Origin of the sequence: Vibrio sp. Isolate34, assembly GCF_022397915.1 — a bacterium.
Lineage (GTDB): Bacteria > Pseudomonadota > Gammaproteobacteria > Enterobacterales > Vibrionaceae > Vibrio.
In genome coordinates this window covers 54,016-74,852 of the sequence record NZ_JAKEUO010000008.1, presented here as the reverse complement: position 1 = coordinate 74,852, position 20,837 = coordinate 54,016, and the positions used below count along the sequence as shown (strand labels likewise).

The following is a 20,837-nucleotide window of genomic DNA, read 5'->3' as shown; positions in this document are numbered from 1 at the left end:
AGCAATGTGAATTTATATTCACCCTTTAATTGGTATATACCAATGGCGATTCATGGGTGAAATTTAACTACAAAAGACCAAAAACAGGGAATAAAGGTGGTAAATTTACTCTTCTGGCGATGAAAACAGGCAGAAATTAAGGTGAAAAAAATAGTCGTAAGTTCACTATTTAAATGGTTAAGCAGTAATGTATTTATCAGGATGAGGTTTTTTAGGCACAAAAAAATCGGCTATTAAGCCGATTCTGAGGAAAGTTTATACGTTTGTGTGCTGCGATGCGTGGTAGAAATGATGTACTAGATTGGAGGTTAACCTACCATCGCTATGTGTCTCTGATGAAGGATAGCGTTCGCGTCTATCATTCTATCGTGCATCACCTTAATTGAGTCTCCAAATCGAAGCCCTTTTGAAGGCGTTAACAGGAACTCTTCTAGGTCGACAAATGCACATAGGCTCGCACACTCTCCCACTTCTAATACAATGAAATATCCTAAGCTATGCTCGTTTTTCATTTGTACAATATCCCCTTCTTGAGGGGATTCATGGCCAGAGCCTTGTGAGTCGAAGAACCAACTCTTAGGCTGAACAGGCTTATGGAAGCGCTTTGCTGCCACACAATAAAGTGCCAATTCAGCTTGGCGAGGCTCAGACAGTTCTAAGCCAGAAATTTGTTCTTTGAAGGTTTGGTATGAAGATGCATCATCAACGGTGAATTCATTATCTCGAAACGCGCAGTCCACCAGCTTATTGCGGACCAGATTCGTTTTGAAAATCATATCCTCTCCGAGGTTTAGCATTAATGAACATTGCTGCTCATCGTAATACCAACTCCATGTATCGCTAGGTTTAAGCATCATTTCGTCTCACACTGTTGAACCATTCCATTAGGTAAAACGCAAAATTACCTTCAATTACAGTAATTTTACGGAGCAATAGGCAAAAAAAAAGAGGAAATGAATTCCTCTTTCTTGTCGCTTTTCTCTACAACTCAGTGAGTTACAGTGTCTCTTTTATTAAGACGATGCCAGATTGTCGCTTTTCAGAAATAAAAGCGTCTTGTCGTTTAAAGATTTTTAACGATGTCGCCTACAAGGCCTGGACCTTTGTAAATGAAACCAGAGTAAACTTGTACAAGCTTAGCGCCTGCCATCATTTTCTCTTTTGCAGCAACATACGAATCAACACCACCTACCCCGATGATCGGCAGTTGGTCACCAAGCTCTTGATAAAGTTTACGAACAACTTCAGTACTGCGAGATTGAACTGGACGTCCACTTAGGCCACCCGCTTCGTCACAATGCTTCATGCCTTCAACGATTGAACGATCCAATGTTGTGTTTGTTGCGATCACACCATCGATCTTATTTTTGATCAATGATTCACAAATTTGGCTGATTTCGTCGTCACTTAGATCCGGAGCAATCTTAAGAGCAAGAGGTACATATTTACCATGCTTCTCTTCTAGTTCAGATTGTTTCGTTTTCAGTTCAGACAATAGATCGTCTAGTGCTTCGCCGTATTGAAGAGAGCGAAGTCCTGGAGTGTTTGGTGAAGAGATGTTCACAGCAATGTAACCAGCGTATTGATATACCTTCTCCATACAAATCAAGTAATCTTCAGCGCCTTTTTCAATTGGTGTGTCTTTGTTCTTACCGATGTTAATGCCTAAGATGCCGTCGTAGTTCGACTTCTTAACATTCTCAACAAGGTTATCTACGCCTAGGTTATTAAAGCCCATGCGGTTGATGATGCCTTCTGCTTCAACAAGACGGAACAAACGAGGTTTGTCGTTACCCGCTTGCGGACGAGGAGTCACAGTCCCTACTTCAACGAAACCAAAACCCATTGCGCCAAATGCATCAATACATTCGCCGTTTTTATCTAGGCCAGCCGCAAGGCCAACTGGGTTTTTAAAATTAAGACCCATGCACTCTACAGGTCGGTGAGGTAATTGTTGGCGATACAAAAGATCAATAGGTGTGCCTGTGAAGCGTTTGAAATTTTGAATTGCAAGATCATGTGCCTTTTCGGCATCAAGTTGGAAAAAGCCAGTTCTGGCTAGACGGTAAAGCATTGTGCCTCCGATAGAAAAAAGCCCCGTGTAAACGGGGCGATATTATTTACTTATTTACCCAACTATTCAATCTATTACTGACTGTAAGGGTAAGATAATCGAGTTTGCTAACGAATGAGGTTCATTATTAAGCAAACGTTACCGTTTCAAGCTCAGATTATCCATTTGGAATATTCTTTATGCCTCAATCATCAGATTCAATTGTAATGAATCCAGCAAAAGCTGTTTAGCCAAACGAAAAAGGCAGACCTAATGGCCTGCCCTTATAGTTTTTCGTTTCTATCTAACTATTAGTCTTTCGACATACAGTTTAGATTCAGTAGCATCAACTCACGTAACGCCACTGAGAACTTAGCAAACTCATGAACAGAACCCACTTTGAATTCGTTCAAGATGCTTTCCCAACGATGTAGAGAAACTGAGTTGCTTTCCATCCAGTCGTCCAATGCTTTAATAACATCTAAGTCTGAACCACAACCACAGTTAAGAACTTGGCCAGTTAACTGACGTTGCTGCCAATCCAGATCTTCTCTGAATGCCGCACGTGCCAGCGCTTGCCAGTTATTATCTACCGCTTGGCCATTGATTTGTTTCAAGAACCAGTGCAGAGACAAACGGTCGCCAAGGTTGAAGTAAAGCTTAGACGCTTGCTGTACTGTTTTACCCGTTTCACGAGCCACTGTGGATATATCCAGTGCTGAGTACAAGCTAGACAAACGAGCCACTGAATTCGCCAGTTCTGCCGTTACACCTTGGTCAATCCATACTTGAGCCATTGCTTTGTGCTCTTCTACTTCTGAAGCGACTAGGTTTTCATCCAGTTTCTCAGTAATAGCAACCACATCACCTTGGTACAATTCAATCAAGGCGTTCACTGATTGTTTGCCAGTACGGTTTCTTAGCAACCAACGCGCTAGACGACGCAGCGTGCGGCGCACGTGGTAAAGCAACTCATATTGAGCTTCAGAACTTGAGATATTATCCAGTTCACGAATACTCTTAAGCACTTTGCCCAAGCCGTAGATCTCACGAGATGCTGCGTAAGCATTCGCAATATCAACAATGTTTGCGCCCGTCTCTTCTTGCAAACGAGTCACGAAGTTACAACCCATTTCGTTAACCATTTGGTTAGCCAGTGCTGTCGCAATGATTTCAGCACGAAGTGGATGGTTATCCATGTGTTGAGAGTAGTTACGGCGTAACTCGGTTGGGAAGTATTGCATCAACTGTTGAGCATGGAACTCATCATTCGCAATATCATCACTCACGAGATCTTCTTTCAACACCATTTTTCCGTAAGCAATCAGTACTGATAGTTCAGGTCTTGTTAGTGCTTGACCTTGCTTCTCACGTTCTAGAAGCGTTTCGTCATCTGGGATATATTCCAAACCACGATCCAAGTACCCCGCTTTCTCCATTGTGTGGATGAAGCGGATTTGCTCTTTCACTAAGCCGACACCTTGATGCTCAGTAACAGATATTGACTCAGCTTGGCAGTAAGCATCATCGAGTACGATTTCGCCAACTTCGTCTTCCATTGACTCAAGCACTTGGTTACGTTGCTTAACGGTGAGATCACCATTCGACACCAAACCATTTAGGAAGATCTTAATGTTTACTTCGTTATCCGAACAGTCAACACCACCAACGTTATCAACGAAGTCGGTATTCACTCGACCACCCGTTAACGCATATTCAATACGACCCTGTTGAGTCATGCCCAAGTTACCGCCTTCACCAACAACCTTAGCTTTTAGGTTACGGCCATCGATACGTAACACGTCATTTGCACGGTCACCGACATCGGTATGAGTCTCGTTTGAAGACTTAACATAAGTACCGATACCACCATTCCAAAGTAGATCAACCTGCATAGACAAGATCGCTTTGATCAAATCATTCGGTGCCATTGACGCTTTCTTGGTACCTAGCATTTTTTGAATTTCAGGTGTTAGAGAGATAGACTTCGCTTGACGAGAGAAGATGCCACCACCTTGAGAAATCAGGTCTTTATTGTAATCTTCCCAGCTTGAACGAGGCAGATTAAACAGACGCTCACGCTCTACCCAGCTTGATGCTGAATCTGGATTCGGATCGATAAAGATATGCATGTGGTTAAACGCAGCTTGTAGGCGAATGTGCTTAGATAACAGCATACCGTTACCAAACACGTCACCCGCCATATCACCCACACCGATCGCAGTGAAATCTGTCGTTTGGCAGTTGATACCCATTTCACGGAAGTGACGCTTAACCGATTCCCAGCCACCTTTTGCGGTGATACCCATCGCTTTGTGGTCGTAACCGTTAGAGCCACCAGACGCAAATGCATCACCTAGCCAGAAGTTGTACTCTTCAGCGACCGAGTTTGCTAGATCTGAGAATGTCGCCGTACCTTTATCGGCAGCAACAACCAAGTAAGGGTCATCTTCATCGTGACGCACAACGCTCTTAGGTGGGATGACTTCACCTTCAATGATGTTGTCTGATACATCTAGTAGTGCACGGATGAAGCGCTTGTAACAACGTTGACCTTCCGCGAAAATCTCGTCACGGCCAGACATAGTGTGTTGACGCTTACAAACGAAACCACCTTTAGCACCCACAGGTACAATTACCGTGTTCTTAACTTGTTGTGCTTTAACTAGGCCCAGAATCTCAGTACGGAAATCTTCTTGACGATCTGACCAACGAAGACCACCACGAGCAACTTTACCGGCGCGTAGATGGACACCTTCAATATCCGGTGCATAGACAAAAATCTCAAATGCAGGAACCGGCGCAGGGATATCTGGAATCTCACTTGGCCTCATTTTCAAAGCCAACCAAGGTTTAGACTGCTTGTTCTCATCGACTTGGTAATAGTTAGTACGAAGCGTTGCAGTGATCATTTCCATGTAGCGACGAATAATACGATCATCGTCCAGGCTCTCAACATGATCCAGATGTTCAGTGATCTTCCTAATAAGGTCTTTCTGTCCTTTCGCGCTGCCCTTCAGTTTAGGGTCAAAACGTTTACCGAATAAGCTTACTAACCCTTTAGCTAGTTCAGGGTAATGAGACAATGTATCTTCAATGTATTGTTGACTGAATGGAAAACCCACTTGACGCATGTAACGAGCATAAGCACGTAAGATTGAAATTTCACGTCCAGAAAGACCAGCGCCCAATACCAAGCGGTTGAAACCATCGCTGTCTAACTCACCCGCCCAAATTGCCGCAAAGGCTTGTTGGAAAAGATCGCGAGCTTCACGAAGATCAATGGTCTTGTCGCTCTTGTGTAGCATAGAGAAATCAAGGATCCAATATGTCACACCGTTGGTTTTACGCACTTCATAAGGTGATTCACCAATAACGCGCAGGCCAAAGTTTTCAAGCATTGGCATCACATCAGAAAGGTGAATTGGCTCATCGCTGTGGTAGAACAACTTCAAACGAACGGCTTTAGAATCTGCCGCTTCTTCTTGCGGACGGTAGAAAAGCATGCCCAGTTTGTTGTCTTCGCTCAGTGCTTCTAAACGCTCGATGTCCGCTACTGCAGAACCTGGCATCATGTCTTCTTTGTACGAGCGTGGGAATGCACGCATGTACTCTTTCGACAATGGAAGGCCTTTGCTCTCACCGAAGTTTGCAATGATTGATTCAGACAGGCGGTCATCCCAAGTAGACGATACTTCCATTAAATTTTGCTCAATTGTTTTCACGTCCACATCCATGTTGTTGTTATCAACACGAACAATATAGTGCGTTCTCGCCAGTGGGCTTTCAGAGAAGTACGTTGTAAATTCAACCTCTTCTTCACAACCAAAGTACTGCTTCAAGATGCGTTGTGTTTGACGGCGAAGTTCAGTGTTGTAACGATCTTTTGTTACGTAAACCATACAGCTGAAGAAACGGCCAAACGGGTCTTTGCGAACGAACAAACGCAGAAGATCACGATCTTGCATTTGAACTACGCCTGTACCCACTTCAAGTAACTCTTCTTCTCGAGCTTGAAGCAGTTCATCACGTGGGTAGTTTTCAAGAATATTGTGCAGAGCTTTGTAAGAGTAAGAACCCTCACGGTAACCACTCGCGTCTAAGATACGCTCTACTTTCTCGCGAACTAGAGGAATCGTTTCAACGGTTTGGTTATAAACAGCAGAAGTGTAAAGACCAGTGAAGCGATGCTCGCCAATTACCTTGCCGTTCTTATCGAATTTCTTAATACCGATGTAGTCATTGTAAGCTGGGCGGTGAATTCGTGAAGCCGTGTTGCCCTTCGTTACGATAAGTACATACGGTTTTTTCGCTTCTAAACGTGCCGAGTCAGAAAACTCAGACAGCTTAACGTTGCGTACGCGATCTGAATTCGCGAACAAACCAAGGCCTTGCTCCTTAGTCGGTTGCAGTTCAGTGTCACCATTTACAGACACAAGGTCGTATTCCTTGTAACCCATAAACGTAAAGTTGTGCTCGCCTAACCAGCGAAGGAAAGCCAGCGTTTCATCGAAGCGTTGAGCGTCTACCGGAATTGTCTCTTTTTGCTTTTCAACTTGGTTGGTGACTTCTTTCAGTCTTTCAACCATTTTTAGCCAGTCGTTAACAACAAGGCCAGTATCCGTAAAGATATCCAACAGTTCCGTTTTAAGTGCTGTCATCTCAGCTTTGCTACTAAGACGGTCAACCTCAATATGGAAAAGCGATTGGAATACACCTTCATCGTTACTCACACCGACAACATTTCCTGAGTCAGAACGAGAAATTTGAGTTGGGTTGTGAAGCATAAGGTGAGAGGAGAGGTCGAGGCGAGTTAATGCCATTTTTACAGAATCAACGAGGAATGGGCTATCTGGTACCACTATCTCAACGATAGTATGAGTAGACTGCCAGCCTTGGCGACTTACTGTCGGGTTAAAAACACGAACAGAAATTTCATCGGCTTTCTTTTCATTGATGTGATGCCATAAGCTAACTACAGCACCGTATAAATCGGATTCGTTTCTCTGAGTTAGGTCGTCGTGAGAAACGTTACTAAACAAGTGTTGAGCAAGTTGAGTTACGAGAGGTCGATGAGCAAGGTCAAGTTTGTCTTGAATCAGCTTGTAAACTTTTTCAAGTAAAACTGGAACCACAGTTTCACGTGCGGTCATAGTCACACTCCACAATTAGAATTATATTTTATTATTAGGGGGATCACTTAATCTGGTGTTTGAATCGTGCCATTGAGCGCTTTTCTACTAACGAGTTAAGCAAAGGTAATGCATTCATTTATTGTAAAAGCATTATTGAAAAATAGTTAATTGTTTTGGAGGTGGTAAGAGGTGAAATGTTTGATTATGTGATTAAGATTCCTTTTAACTCACTAGGCACGCCAAGGTTTACAGAGCTTCTAACTTAATAAACTTATTTTTTTGGTCAGTTGTCAGTCTAAACTGCCCTCTAACCCCTATTTGTGTAAGAAATGGTCTGAACCGAGTTGCAGGCAACTGTAAACGTAATCCGGTTGTTGTTATCACTTGAACTTTACTTGCCGCACCAGAATAACTGGCCAAAAACTGCTGATATGAGATGTTAAGTTGGAAAATATAGTGATTCATACGATACCTGTATAAATATACAGTGCCGGAATGTTTTGGCACTTAACGATGTCTGACGGTGAAACTGAGCTTGAAACTGCTCTAGCTTATCGAAAATTCGATGAAGCAGAAACAAAAAATCAGTGGCAGATACTCTCTACCACTGATGACTTTTCTTTATAAATAAACAGTTATAAGTAAACCGTTAACCTTGAGAACGCTTAACTTAAGCTTCTAGTGCTTTTGTTACTTTCTCAAATAAGTCTTTTGCTAAGTTATCCATGCCCTTCAATGTCTCAAGTTCCTGCTTGATAAGCGCTTGGCGCTCATCATCGTACTTACGGAATTTAAGAAGTGGATCAATCAGACGTGAAGCAACTTGTGGGTTACTGCTGTTTAGTTCACGTAAGATCTCACCTGAAAACGCATACCCCTGACCAGACTTGTCATGGAACTGTACCGGGTTCATGTTTAAGAATGAACCAACCAAGTTACGAATTCGGTTCGGGTTCTTCAAACTAAACGCTTGATGTGACATAGATTCTTTGATCACATCAAGCGCATTTGAACTTGGGTTTGTACCTTGCAGAGCAAACCACTTATCCATAACAAGACCGTCGTGTTTCCACTTGTCGCTGTAATCTGCCATCAAAGTTTCACGACATGCCAATTGTGCGCTGTTTGCCGCGCCCATCGCTGCCATTGTATCTGTCATGTTGTTTGCCTGCTGGTACATTGCAACAACCAAATCGTTACCCTGCTCTGTATGCGCTAAGTAACTTAGGCAAACTTTACGCAAAGTGCGCTTACCAATCGAATCGTGATCAATTGTGTATTCGGCTAGTGCATTGCTGTGATAAACCGCAACCAGTTCGTCTTCAAGTTCTGTAGCCAGTGTTACCTTCATTGAGTTAAGAACCGATGCGACCGCATCAATATCAACACGCTCATACCAACCTGATACTTCATTGTGGCTTGGTAGAGAAAGCATTTCTGCAATAAACGCAGGCTCTAGTGAATCACTCAGCAGTACGCCACGGAATGCATCAACAACAGAATCAGAAAGCTCAAACGCTTGACCCTGTTGAACCTTCTCAACGTTGCTCAGAATGTACTTCGCTAATAGCATTTGACCTGCATCCCAACGAGAGAACTCATTGCGTGCATTCACCATCAAGAAGATAAGCTCTTCATCTGAATAGTCGTACTCCAATTTCACTGGCGCAGAGAATTCACGAAGCAGTGATGGGATTGGTTGTTCAGAAACGTTTTCAAACACGAAGGTTTGTTCCGCTTCTTTCACATCAAGTACGTTATGAACTTGCTTTCCGTTACATTGTAACTCAATTACATCACCTGATGCTGTGTACAGTTCGATATCTAGAGGGATATGCAGGGGCTGCTTTTCAGTTTGCTCATGCGTTGGTGCCGTTACTTGGCGAGTTGTTAACGTATATTGTTTCTTATCTGCATCGTAGTGACTTTCAACAGACAGCGTTGGCGTACCAGACTGGCTGTACCATAAACGGAACTGAGACAGATCAACACCCGATGCGTCTTCCATTGCTGCTACGAAATCTTCACATGTTGCGGCCGTGCCATCGTGACGTTCGAAGTACAGCTTCATGCCTTTTTGGAAACCATCTTCACCCAACAATGTGTGGATCATACGGATCACTTCACTGCCCTTTTCGTACACTGTCAAAGTATAGAAGTTATTCATTTCTATCACTTTTTCTGGACGAATTGGGTGAGACATTGGGCTAGCATCTTCTGCGAATTGTGGACCGCGAATGATACGTACATTGTTGATACGGTTTACTGCGCGAGAACCAAGATCAGACGAGAATTCTTGGTCGCGGAATACCGTTAAGCCTTCTTTCAAACTCAGCTGGAACCAATCGCGACAAGTCACTCGGTTGCCGGTCCAGTTGTGGAAGTATTCATGACCGATTACCGCTTCAATACCTAGGTAATCTGTGTCCGTTGCGGTTTGGTCATTTGCTAGAACAAACTTAGAATTAAATACGTTTAGGCCTTTGTTTTCCATCGCACCCATGTTGAAGAAATCAACCGCTACGATCATGTAGATGTCTAAGTCGTATTCAAGATTGAAACGCTCTTCGTCCCACTTCATTGAGTTAATCAAAGAAACCATCGCGTGGTTTGCACGGTCTAGATTACCTTTATCAACAAAGATTTCTAGGTCAACTTTGCGACCCGATTGTGTGGTGTATGCGTCACGAAGTACATCGAAATCACCCGCAACTAAAGCAAACAAGTACGCTGGTTTTGGATGTGGGTCTTGCCACTTCACCCAATGACGACCGTTTTCAGCTTCGCCTTCATCTACACGGTTACCATTACTTAATAAGAATGGGTTCTCTGCTTTGTCTGCGATTACCGTTGTGGTGAATTTCGCCAACACATCTGGGCGATCCATGTAGTAAGTAATACGGCGGAAACCTTCAGCTTCACACTGAGTACAGAACGCGCCACCCGACTTGTACAAGCCTTCAAGTGCGCTGTTCCCTTCAGGGTTAACTTCAGTAACGATGGTGAGAGTGAATTCTTTTGGAAGGTCATTCAGCGTAAGTTGAGTTTCAGACTGCTCGTATTGAGTCCATTCGTTGCCTTCAACCAAAACAGAAACCAACTTCAAGCCTTCACCATCAAGTACTAATGTCGCGCTGTCTTTCTCCTGCTTAACACTAGAAACAGCCGTAACGATGGATGCTGAGTCGTACAAATCGAAAGTAAGATCGATTTCAGAAATCGTGTGAGATGGTGATTGATAATCTTTACGATACTTGGCTTGAGGTGTATGTGCCATGACGGGTTCCTTTTGATCGTTATACGTAATTATTTTTTAACTGTATATATCTAAAGGTTGAGCGCCAATAAAACAAGGGGAATATTAAAAAAAGGAGGCATTGTAAGAAAATGCCTCCATGTTTTGCTATTTTATCAATCAAATCAGATAGGAACGCCTAAGAAATGAACTGTGCACAATATTATCAACGAGTACGACTTTACTGCTAAAACTCTCGATTATCGAATGCGATTGAGCACCGCAAACATATCTCCCTCTTCACCTTGCAGCGTTAACACATCGCTGTTCAGTGTATATCGAGTACCGTGTTCACCGTTTTCATAAAGTAACACTAGTTGGTCGCCCTCGGTGTAATACACCCCGCGACGAATGACTTCACCACCTTCTTCATCGGAAACTCGGAACATGAATATGAAGTCTGGTTGAAGGACTAAATCCATTTTTTGAATGTTACTTGCACGTAAATCACTTCCGGACAATTCGGCACTTGACCAGATTCCCGCCAATGCATTTGGCAAGGCCTTGGTGAACATAACCCCGTTAAGATTCAGCATGTTGTGATTACTGCTGTACGCGTAAACCTGAGGTTCTGAGGTATTCAAACCCAAAATAATCGTGTCTTCATTGGCGTTATACAAACCTTCCCAATGATCGACACTGTAGTCTTTCTTTTGGATATCGATAGTGAATGAGTAGTTTGAATCAAGAGTGAGCTTGATCGCTCTAAAGTTTTCACTACCTTGCTCTGGATCAGGATTCATCAAATACCAATCGCCGAGCAGTAAAGGAAGGTCAAAATGGGATAGATTACTATCACTTTTTGATTGTTGGCTACTCGAAGCGACCTCGCTCCCAAAAGCAACAAAACTTAAACAAGATAAAAATAGTAGAATCCATTTCATAAGCGTCCCCCTCGTTTTCTTTAAGCTTAGGCACGTAATGAATAGAAAGCGAAAAAATATGATCCAAGTCACTAAATTTTAAGTGCGAAGTAACTTAAATGTCATTATCACTCGAAAAATAATACTTAAGTTTAGTTATTTTTACGGTGCACTTCACAGTCGAAAATCAAATAACAGTGGTTATGGAACAAGTTAAAAAGCGAGGAAGCATGCAGTTAACGTGACATTATTCTAAGCAAGAACGCAGGTACAAAAAAAGCGAGCCTAAGCTCGCTTTTTAAATAGTACGTCTTTAAACAATCACCTTATAACAGGTATTTTGTTTATTTCTTGATCATATCCAGCATGATAGCAACTGATTCATCAAGATACGCATCCGGGGCTTCGTAGTCTTTTGGAATATCATCCAACGTTTTAAATACCTCTAACTTAGCGGCTTTTTGACGTTGGTTAATACGCTCTAGGCGAAGCGCATCCGCATCATCACTCTCTTGTTGACGAACCTTTTCATTCAAAGAAAGGTCGTTGTCGTCTTTATCTGCCTTATATTTTTCAATATCTTGCGCGATAAAGCCAAATTCCATGTCTGTTGCGATACGAGCTTGGTGTTTAGCCGTCAACGCTGCGATCTGCTCATCGTTACGCTGTAACACTGAGTACTTCGCTTTGTCGATGCTGTCCCAAGGAAGAGCGTTGTCTTCAACACTTTCACCAGTATCTGCAGGATCAATTGGCGTTGGGTAAGCGATATCAGGCACTACGCCCTTGTTTTGCGTACTACCACCATTGATTCGGTAGAATTTCTGGATTGTGTATTGAACGTAGCCTAACTCTTTATCGAACAAATCATAAATATGATTCAAAGAGCGATGCTGTTGCACCGTGCCTTTACCGAAAGAGTTTTCACCCAAGATAATTGCACGACCGTAATCTTGCATCGCTGCTGCAAAGATTTCAGATGCTGAAGCACTGTAGCGATTCACCAATACCGTTAACGGGCCTTGGTAACTGATTTGGCCATCAGTATCGCTGTTCACTTTAACACGACCGTAGCTATCACGAACCTGAACAACAGGCCCCTCTTTGATAAACAAACCAGAGAGTTCAGTTGCTTCAGTCAGTGCACCGCCACCGTTGTTTCGAAGGTCAACAATAATACCTTCAACACCTTGCTCTTTAAGCTCAGTGATCAGTTTATCGGTATCTTTAGAAAGGCCAACGTAGAAACTTGGTACTTCTAGTACACCAATCTTCTTGCCGTCTTTCTCGATCACTTCTGATTTAACAGCGCGGTCTTCTAAACGAATCTTATCGCGAACAATTGTGACAACGTGACTTTTTGCATCTTTACCATCTGGCAAGATCTGCAGCTTAACTTTAGTCCCTTTCGGGCCTTTGATAAGTTGCACTACATCGTCTAAACGCCAGCCGATAACATCAACAATCTCTTCGCCATCTTGACCAACACCGACAATGCGGTCGCCATCACTCAATTGTTTGCTGTTAGACGCAGGGCCACCAGCGACTAAAGAGCGAATAACGGTGTAGTCGTCTGTCATCTGAAGCACAGCACCAATACCTTCTAGAGATAGATTCATCTCAGATTGGAATTGTTCTGCATTTCTTGGAGAAAGGTAACTGGTGTGCGGATCAACTTCACGCGCGAATGCGTTCATGTAGATCTGGAAAGCATCTTCATTGTGCGACTGCGTAATACGCTTCATCGCATTGTTGTAACGCTTTTCCAAAACTTCTTGAATCTCTGGCCACTCTTTACCAGTAAGTTTTAGATTCAACGCATCATATTTAACGCGTTTTCTCCAAAGCTCATTCACTTCAGCGATATCTTTTGGCCACTCTGCTTCACTGCGATTGAGCTCAATACTTTCATCGGTATCAAACTTAATCTCAGTATCTAACAAAGACAATGCATATTGAAAACGTTCAAAACGCTTCTGCATAGACAGATTATAAACATCGAATGCAATCTGGTTATTGCCCGATTTCAGCTGATCATCAATTTGTTTAGATGACGCAGAGAAAGAGTCAATATCAGCTTGAGTGAAGATATTACGATTATAATCCAGCATCTCTAAGTAACGATTAAAGATAGCTTGAGAGAAATCATCGTTGAGATTGAAGTGTTTATAGTGAGAACGAGTAAATCGAGAAGTAACACGTTTACTAGCAGTTTCGTGTTGGACCTCAGGAGCGAGTAGAGGTAAATCGTCCTGATCTAATTTGGCTTCGAGAGCCTGAGCTGAAGCTGCTAGCCAAAAGCTAGCAGCAATCAGTGTCAATTTTGAACGGCATTTCATGCGTAGGAGTATCTCCTTTAAGCGCGCAAGTGCTCCGCTTTAACAACCATTTGTAGGCCGTTTGCTAACTGAACACGCACATCTTCCTTATTGATTTCAACAATGGTCGCAGCCATGTTTCCTTTACCCATGTTCACATTTACTTCTTTGCCAGCGATGAATTCGTCAGCGTTCAAAGCGCGTGTTTCTACAGGCTTTTCTACTTTTGGTGCTTTAGGCGCTTGACGACGAGGCTGTTGAGCTTTCTTCGCCTTAGGTTTCGCTTTGCCTTCTTCACGAGCTTTTTGTGCTTGTTCTTTACGACGAGCCTGAACTTTCGCTTTGCTTTCAGCAAGTGTAGCTTTAGCGTGTTCAACGTGCTCTTCTTCTAGTGTGCCACACGCGTTGCCGTCTAGGTCAACACGTTCTGCGCCAGCTTTTACGCCGTGCAGGTAACGCCATGATGATGTGTACTGTCTTAACGCTGCACGAAGCTGAGTCTTACTTACTTTTTCGTCTTCATTTAGACGTTCAGCAAGATCTTGAAAAATACCAATTTTAAGTGGCTTCGCTTCACCTTCTAGAGTAAAGCATTTAGGGAAACATTCAGCAATATATGCGATAACTTCTTTGCTGTTTTTTAACTTTTCAGTGTTTTCCATGTGGGTTCCTGGTTTTTGCGGTTTTCCGCGAGCATTAAGAAAATATTTTTACGTATTATAGAGAGATGCTTGGGAAAAACCACAGTAAGAGAATAATTTATGCCTTGTTCGCGTGCGAATTAAGCAGCTTTTCCACTTCTGCCATGAAAAATGTCAATCCGTCCTCGTCAATTTGAGAAAAACGGCCAACATTTGGGCTATCGATATCAAGAACACCCGCTATTTTTCCACCAATAGAGAACGGAATAACGATTTCTGAGTTACTTGCAGCGTCACAAGCGATGTGACCTTCGAACTCATGAACATCATGAATGCGCTGAACTGTATTCGTCGCAACCGCAGTTCCGCACACTCCACGCCCTACCGGAATTCGCACACAAGCAGGTTGACCTTGGAAAGGACCCAGTACAAGTTCGTCTTTTTCCTTAGCTTGATCCTGCTTCATTAAATAGAAACCCGCCCAATTCAAATCATCCAATTCCATGAATAATAAAGAACTGATATTAGCAAGATTAGCAGTTAGATCGGTTTCTGATTCAATTAATGCAACGGCTTGTTTGGTTAAGCGTTGGTAATGTTCTATTTTCATATTAACTTCCAATTAAATTGAGACTTCCATTATCAAGAGAACGCAGTAGAATGCGGCCATCAAACTAAATAGGACTTATTCTCATTACAATGAACAATTCAGAAGACACTATTAGCCGTTCTTGGTTAATAACTCAAGTAAAAAAACACAAGTCCAAATTACTGTTTGCTAACATTATTGCCATACTTGCAACTCTCATCAGTGTCCCTATCCCGTTGCTCATGCCATTAATGGTTGATGAAGTATTACTTGATAAGCCGGCTTCTGGCTTAGAAATGATGAACCACCTACTTCCAACATCGTTGCAGACACCCACTGGCTATATTGCACTGACTTTGCTGTTAGTCATTATCATGCGTACCGTTAGCCAAGCGTTGAACATTCTACAAGGGCGTCAATTTACACTCGTCTCCAAAACAATTACCTATCAAATGCGTAGCAAGATGATAGATAAGCTTGGTCGCATTAGTATTAGACAATACGAGACCAAAGGCAGCGGAGGTATTAATGCTCACCTAATAACAGACATAGAGACAATCGATAAGTTCATTGGCTCAACGCTCTCTAAGTTCCTGATCAGCTTCTTAACGGTGTTCGGCACTGCGATTGTGTTGTTATGGTTAGAGTGGCGTTTAGGACTGTTTATTCTACTGGTCAATCCTGTTGTTATTTATTTCTCTCGTAAACTAGGCAGCAAGGTTAAGCATCTTAAAAAGTACGAAAACAAGTCTTTCGAACGTTTTCAGAATCGCTTAGTTGAAACCTTAGATGGCATTTATCAGCTACGTGCTGCCAATAAAGAACGAATCTTCCTTGATGAATTGAAGGTTCAAGCGAACCAAGTAAGAATCGATGCCGATAAATACGCATGGCAATCTGAAGCGGCTGGACGTGTTTCGTTTCTGCTCTTCCTATTAGGCTTTGAACTTTTCCGCGCTGTCGCGATGTTAATGGTGCTATTCAGTGACTTAACCATCGGTCAAATCTTCGCGGTATTCGGTTACTTGTGGTTTATGTTGGGCCCGGTTCAAGAGCTGCTAGGGATTCAATTCTCTTGGTATAGCGCGAAGGCGGCACTACAACGAATCAATGATCTTCTTAAGTTAGAAGAAGAGCATCGTCCGGTGAGTAAGGTAAACCCTTTCAATGAAAACCAAGAAGTGACGGTAGACATCGAAAACGTTACATTCTCTTACACATTAGAAAACACTGTTTTAAATAGCCTATCGCTGCACATCCCTGCTGGGAAAAAGGTCGCTCTGGTGGGTGCAAGTGGCGGCGGTAAATCGACTTTAATCCAATTGCTGATTGGGGTTTATCAAGCCGATTCAGGTTGTATACGCTATAACGGCGAAAAAACTGATGACATCAGCTTTGATATTATCCGTAATGAAATTGCCGTTGTTTTACAACAACCTATACTCTTTAACGACACATTGAGGCATAATCTGACCCTTGGCGCTGAATACGATGAAATGTCGCTATGGCGTGCGCTTGAAGTCTCTCAAATGCAAGATGTTATTAAGCAACTGAGTAATGGCTTGGATACACAAATTGGTAGGAACGGAGTTCGACTGTCTGGCGGTCAACGACAACGTCTAGCAATAGCCCGTATGGTGCTGAGCAATCCTAAGTTTGTTATTCTTGACGAAGCGACCTCCGCACTGGATACAGCCACAGAGTCGGCACTGCATAAAGCTCTAAGCGAGTTTTTGAAAGATCGCACAACTTTGATAGTGGCTCATCGATTATCAGCGGTGAAACAAGCCGATCTAATCTATGTTTTAGAAGATGGGCAAGTCACACAGACGGGAACACATGGTGAATTGGTTGAACAACAAGGACTTTATCAAACACTCTACGGCAGTGTGCAATCGCACGCCTGATGTTTGTGGTTCTGAGCCTTTAAGTCGGGCATCGAGCCTGACTGACGTTTCAACTTGGGAGGTCGCGTGACCTCCCCATCCGTTACCAACCCCTTATCAACTAAACATCAATGCGATAGCAGCTCAGTGCGCCTTTGTCAGGGCTGCGAACTCCCCGTCGATAAAATGGACATCCCTTTAGGGAAATCCGCTTATTGCCCAAGATGTGGTACTCAACTTTATAGAGGCGGCACCCCTAGCCTGTCTGGGAACCTAGCAATCGCCGTTACTTGTTTGTTGCTCTTTATCCCTTCTCATTTTTTTGATTTCATTAGCATCCGCCTAATTGGGGTGATGATACCTGCAACTCTGCCATCTGGTGTGTTTACCTTAATGGGTGAAGGCTTCCCGCTACTTGGCTTGTTAATCCTATTCTGTAGTTCCATCGCACCCTTGCTGGTCTGTACTTCTGTACTTATCAGCCACCTGTCACTTCGTTTCGGACTCTTTACGCCGTTTCGTTATTCATTAGCCATTATCCAAACCCTAAAGCATTGGATGATGTTGGATGTATTCTTAGTGAGTGTGGCGATCTCGTGCTTTAAGCTACAAGACTACTCCGACATCTTTGTTGGTCCCGGCTTGATTGGGCTCATTTTACTGCAACTATTTAGCGTGCTATTAGTTAGCCGGATTAGTGTAAGACGTTACTGGGAAGCATGGGCTAAAGAATCTGATTACGTGTTTGCCGAAACGAAGAATGTTCATTGCCATAACTGTCACCTATCTCAACCGGAAGGCGATAGTTGCGTTCGTTGCCATCACGACCTCTATCACCGCAAGCCTTACTCGATTAAAAAAACATGGGCATTGTTGTTTGCCGCGTCAGTAGCCATTGTGCCTGCCAACGTCATTCCTATTTCTATTCTTATTACTAACGGGCAGAGGCTCGAAGATACGATTATCTCCGGCGTTGCCTCTCTGATTAACAGCGATATGTATGGTATTGCGATAATCATCTTCGTGGCGAGTATTGTCGTCCCAGTAGCCAAAATCCTTGGGCTGGCTTACATCTTGATTTGTATTCAGATGAAGCGAGCGCTTTATCACAGACAACGAATGACCGTCTATTTCATCGTGAAATGGGTAGGCAAATGGTCCGTGATGGATCTGTTCGTTATTTCGATCATGATGACATTGGTCGACCGTGGACAAATTTTAAACTTCACACCAGGTTATGGTGCAGTCGCTTTTGGCGTTGTTGTTGTTCTGACGATGCTCGCAGCGGAAAGCTTAGATCCTAGGCTAATTTGGGATAACTATACCTCTAAAGATGAGTCAGTGAATGAACAACAATAACCAATCACAAACGTCATATTCACCAGAAGTTAGGAAAAACAAAGGCATCTCACCTTTGTGGATTCTGCCAATACTTACCGTCGCTCTCGCCGGTTGGTTGGTAATGAAATCGGTTCACGATGCTGGGCAACGTGTGCAGATCTACTTCTCGGATGCAGCAGGGTTAATCGCAGGACGCACCACCATTCGCTACCAAGGCTTAGAGGTAGGTATGGTTCGTGACATTACACTGTCCAAAGACCTGTCCAATATTTACGTTGATGCTGATATTTACCCTGAAGCGAAAAAGCTGCTTTCAAAAGGTACACGCTTTTGGTTAGTGAAGCCGACCGCAAGCTTGTCTGGAATTTCTGGGCTAGATGCGTTGGTATCCGGTAACTACATTGCGATTCACCCAAGTGAAACGAAACAAGAGCCAGAAACTGTTTTCCAAGCTTTAGAATCTGCGCCTTCTGACTTATTAGCTGCCGATGGCTTGAACATATCACTGACAACAAAAGATTTGGGTGGCGTATCTGTCGGCTCTCAAATTGTTTATCGTAAGATTCCGATCGGTGAGGTCTACAACTACCAACTTAACGAAAGCGGTAAATCAGTAACGATCCAAGCAGCGATTAAAGACGAATACAGTCATATCATCACTGACCAAAGCCGTTTTTGGAACGTGAGCGGTTTAGGCGCAAGTATCGGATTCTCGGGCGTAGATGTTCGCTTAGAAAGCCTCAGTGCGTTATTAGGGGGTTCTATCGCAGTGGATTCACCCGGAGATGGTCAGCCGGTAGAAATGAATACCAAGTTCAAGCTCTACCCTGATCTCAAAACAGCGGGGCGTGGTATTTCAATTAAGATCGCCGTACCCGATGACAATAAGATCAGCGCAACGGGTGCTCCAATTATGTACCGCGGTATCGAAATTGGTCAAATTACCGATTTGTCGTTAAGCGAAGGTCGTGAGCACGTAGTTGCTTCAGCGGCAATCCAACCTGCATTCAGTGACTTCTTAAACAGTGGCAGTAAATTCGTTCTTGAAGAAGCAGAGCTATCGCTGACGGGCATGAAGAACATCGCCAACTTGGTCACAGGTAACTTCTTAACATTAGTACCTGGTGAAGGTGAAAAAGCACGCCGCTTTACTGCGATTCGTCAAACCGAGTACAGCCAAGAGCAAGAGAAGTCAGTCGCGATTCGTCTAACTTCAAACAATTCATTCGGCTTGGATGTCGGTACCCAACTGCTTTACAAAGGCATTGCGGTTGGCTCAATCATCAAAGTGGGCTTGGTAGACGGTGTAGGCACGGGCAGCGACAAACACGAAGTGTTCATGGATGCGTTGATCGACAACGAATACGCGCACCTTATCAAAAGCAACAACAGATTCTTCGTTACTGGCAGCGCGACAGCTGAGTTAACAGAATCAGGCCTGAGTGTGACCGTTCCGCCTGCTAAACAGCTTCTAACAGGCTCAATCAGCTTTGTAAGTGAAGGCAAAGATCAAGCTAGAGGCAACTACCAACTGTTCCAAAGTAAATCACTGGCAGAGATAGCGAAGTTCAACCAATCGGGTTCTAAAACGCTGTCGTTGTTTGCGAGTGAATTACCTTCGATTTCTAAAGGCAGTCCACTACTCTACCGGAACCTTCAAGTGGGTAGCATTTCAGATTTCCAATTGGCTGATGGTGGCGTGAGAATTAAAGTCACGATTGAAAACCGCTACACACACTTAATCAATAAGCACACAGTTTTCTGGAACCGTTCAGGTGTAGAAGTGGATGCATCTTTATCTGGAATCAGCATTAAAGCCGCGCCTGTTAAAACATTGATACAAGGTGGTATCGCGTTTGATTCGCTGCCGGGTATCGACAACAAACTGGGCGATGTGTGGAAGCTTTATAGCGATTCGAAATCAGCTCGTAAATTCGGACGTGCGATCACTATCACCTCTTCTGGCGATCAAGAAGTCAGCAAGGGTATGGCTATCAAATACCAAGGTGTCACTGTTGGTGAGGTTACTTTGGTGATTCCTAACTTCAATAAAGGCGGCATTGAAATTACCGCGCGAATCTTACCTGAGTACGTTGACAAGATTGCCGTGGCGAACAGTCACTTCTGGTTGGCAGAACCTGAGATCGGCCTTAATGGCATCAAAAACGTCTCTGCGCTTCTCTCTAAGCACATCAACGTAGATCCGGGCAATGGTGACAGAAGTACGAAATTTAAGCTTAGCAAAGGGCCAGTTCAGCCTGAAGGCAAGATATTCCAGCTACAAAGCGAAACGCGAGGCTCGGTGTCCGAAGGCACACCTATCCTATTCCGTGAACTAGAAATCGGTAGTGTTATCGATGTTCAACTAGGCGAGTTTGCTGATCGCATCATCTCTACGATTCAAATAGAGCCTGACTACGCGTATCTGATCCGCGCAAACACAGTGTTCTGGAACGTGTCGGGTGTCGATGTCTCTATCGGTCTCTCTGGTGCAAACATCAAAGCCGGAACGGTAGACAGTTTATTAAGAGGCGGAATTACCTTCTCAACGCCTCCGACGAGTGAACTTCAGCCTGTGGCAAGCGAAGATCAGTCTTTCTACCTATATCCTCAAGCAGAAGATGAGTGGAAATCGTGGAGAACCGCGATTCCTCGCCCATAGAGTGAATCCACAAAAGCTCCATGCAAATTAATACAGCTTAACGAAGATTAATTC

General features: G+C 43.5%; 12 protein-coding genes. 3 read left to right on the top strand and 9 right to left on the bottom strand.

What is annotated here, in order from left to right; translation table 11 throughout:
• Window positions 1–308 precede the first annotated feature (308 nt).
• From L1D22_RS10730 to L1D22_RS10690, 9 genes are all read right to left on the bottom strand, one after another.
• Window positions 309–857, bottom strand: a complete 549-nt coding sequence (locus L1D22_RS10730; RefSeq protein ID WP_239829756.1) for a cell division protein ZapC — start codon at window positions 855–857, stop codon at window positions 309–311.
• A gap of 206 nt (window positions 858–1,063) precedes the next feature.
• A complete protein-coding gene (gene pyrD, locus L1D22_RS10725) occupies window positions 1,064–2,074 on the bottom strand; it encodes a quinone-dependent dihydroorotate dehydrogenase (protein ID WP_239829755.1) in 1,011 nt (336 codons plus the stop codon).
• A 290-nt stretch (window positions 2,075–2,364) separates the two neighbouring features.
• The gene (locus L1D22_RS10720) at window positions 2,365–7,206 is read right to left on the bottom strand and encodes an NAD-glutamate dehydrogenase (protein ID WP_239829754.1); all 4,842 of its coding nucleotides are present in this window, start codon (window positions 7,204–7,206) and stop codon (window positions 2,365–2,367) included.
• A gap of 228 nt (window positions 7,207–7,434) precedes the next feature.
• Window positions 7,435–7,653: a DUF2835 domain-containing protein gene (locus L1D22_RS10715; protein ID WP_086711486.1), complete on the bottom strand. Its 219-nt coding sequence runs from the start codon at window positions 7,651–7,653 to the stop codon at window positions 7,435–7,437.
• A gap of 205 nt (window positions 7,654–7,858) precedes the next feature.
• Window positions 7,859–10,465, bottom strand: a complete 2,607-nt coding sequence (pepN, locus tag L1D22_RS10710) for an aminopeptidase N (RefSeq protein WP_239829753.1) — start codon at window positions 10,463–10,465, stop codon at window positions 7,859–7,861.
• Between the two features lie 218 nt (window positions 10,466–10,683).
• Window positions 10,684–11,367, bottom strand: a complete 684-nt coding sequence (locus L1D22_RS10705) for a hypothetical protein (protein ID WP_239829752.1) — start codon at window positions 11,365–11,367, stop codon at window positions 10,684–10,686.
• Between the two features lie 323 nt (window positions 11,368–11,690).
• Entirely contained in the window at window positions 11,691–13,685 is a 1,995-nt protein-coding gene (gene prc, locus L1D22_RS10700; RefSeq protein ID WP_239829751.1) for a carboxy terminal-processing peptidase, read from the bottom strand.
• Between the two features lie 17 nt (window positions 13,686–13,702).
• On the bottom strand, window positions 13,703–14,326 hold the full coding sequence (gene proQ, locus L1D22_RS10695; RefSeq protein WP_017057223.1) for an RNA chaperone ProQ: 624 nt from the start codon (window positions 14,324–14,326) through the stop codon (window positions 13,703–13,705).
• Window positions 14,327–14,423: 97 nt separating this feature from the next.
• A complete protein-coding gene (locus L1D22_RS10690) occupies window positions 14,424–14,915 on the bottom strand; it encodes a GAF domain-containing protein (protein ID WP_017630025.1) in 492 nt (163 codons plus the stop codon).
• A gap of 89 nt (window positions 14,916–15,004) precedes the next feature.
• Between L1D22_RS10690 and L1D22_RS10685 the strand changes: the two genes are divergently transcribed.
• Genes L1D22_RS10685 through L1D22_RS10675 form a run of 3 tightly spaced genes read left to right on the top strand, consistent with a single transcriptional unit; the run spans window position 15,005 to window position 20,783 of the window.
• Window positions 15,005–16,801: an ABC transporter ATP-binding protein gene (locus L1D22_RS10685; RefSeq protein ID WP_239829750.1), complete on the top strand. Its 1,797-nt coding sequence runs from the start codon at window positions 15,005–15,007 to the stop codon at window positions 16,799–16,801.
• A gap of 54 nt (window positions 16,802–16,855) precedes the next feature.
• A complete protein-coding gene (locus tag L1D22_RS10680) occupies window positions 16,856–18,139 on the top strand; it encodes a paraquat-inducible protein A (RefSeq protein ID WP_239829749.1) in 1,284 nt (427 codons plus the stop codon).
• A complete protein-coding gene (locus L1D22_RS10675; protein ID WP_239829748.1) occupies window positions 18,126–20,783 on the top strand; it encodes an MlaD family protein in 2,658 nt (885 codons plus the stop codon). The genes L1D22_RS10680 and L1D22_RS10675 overlap by 14 nt, the downstream gene beginning before the upstream one ends.
• Window positions 20,784–20,837: the final 54 nt, after the last annotated feature.

Excerpts from the sequence above, each read along its gene's own strand:
- L1D22_RS10730 (WP_239829756.1), bottom strand. The coding sequence starts at position 857 with ATGATGCTTAAACCTAGCGATACATGGAGTTGGTATTACGATGAGCAG.
- pyrD (WP_239829755.1), bottom strand. The coding sequence starts at position 2,074 with ATGCTTTACCGTCTAGCCAGAACTGGCTTTTTCCAACTTGATGCCGAA.
- L1D22_RS10720 (WP_239829754.1), bottom strand. The coding sequence starts at position 7,206 with ATGACCGCACGTGAAACTGTGGTTCCAGTTTTACTTGAAAAAGTTTAC.
- L1D22_RS10715 (WP_086711486.1), bottom strand. The coding sequence starts at position 7,653 with ATGAATCACTATATTTTCCAACTTAACATCTCATATCAGCAGTTTTTG.
- pepN (WP_239829753.1), bottom strand. The coding sequence starts at position 10,465 with ATGGCACATACACCTCAAGCCAAGTATCGTAAAGATTATCAATCACCA.
- L1D22_RS10705 (WP_239829752.1), bottom strand. The coding sequence starts at position 11,367 with ATGAAATGGATTCTACTATTTTTATCTTGTTTAAGTTTTGTTGCTTTT.
- prc (WP_239829751.1), bottom strand. The coding sequence starts at position 13,685 with ATGAAATGCCGTTCAAAATTGACACTGATTGCTGCTAGCTTTTGGCTA.
- proQ (WP_017057223.1), bottom strand. The coding sequence starts at position 14,326 with ATGGAAAACACTGAAAAGTTAAAAAACAGCAAAGAAGTTATCGCATAT.
- L1D22_RS10690 (WP_017630025.1), bottom strand. The coding sequence starts at position 14,915 with ATGAAAATAGAACATTACCAACGCTTAACCAAACAAGCCGTTGCATTA.
- L1D22_RS10685 (WP_239829750.1), top strand. The coding sequence starts at position 15,005 with ATGAACAATTCAGAAGACACTATTAGCCGTTCTTGGTTAATAACTCAA.
- L1D22_RS10675 (WP_239829748.1), top strand. The coding sequence starts at position 18,126 with ATGAACAACAATAACCAATCACAAACGTCATATTCACCAGAAGTTAGG.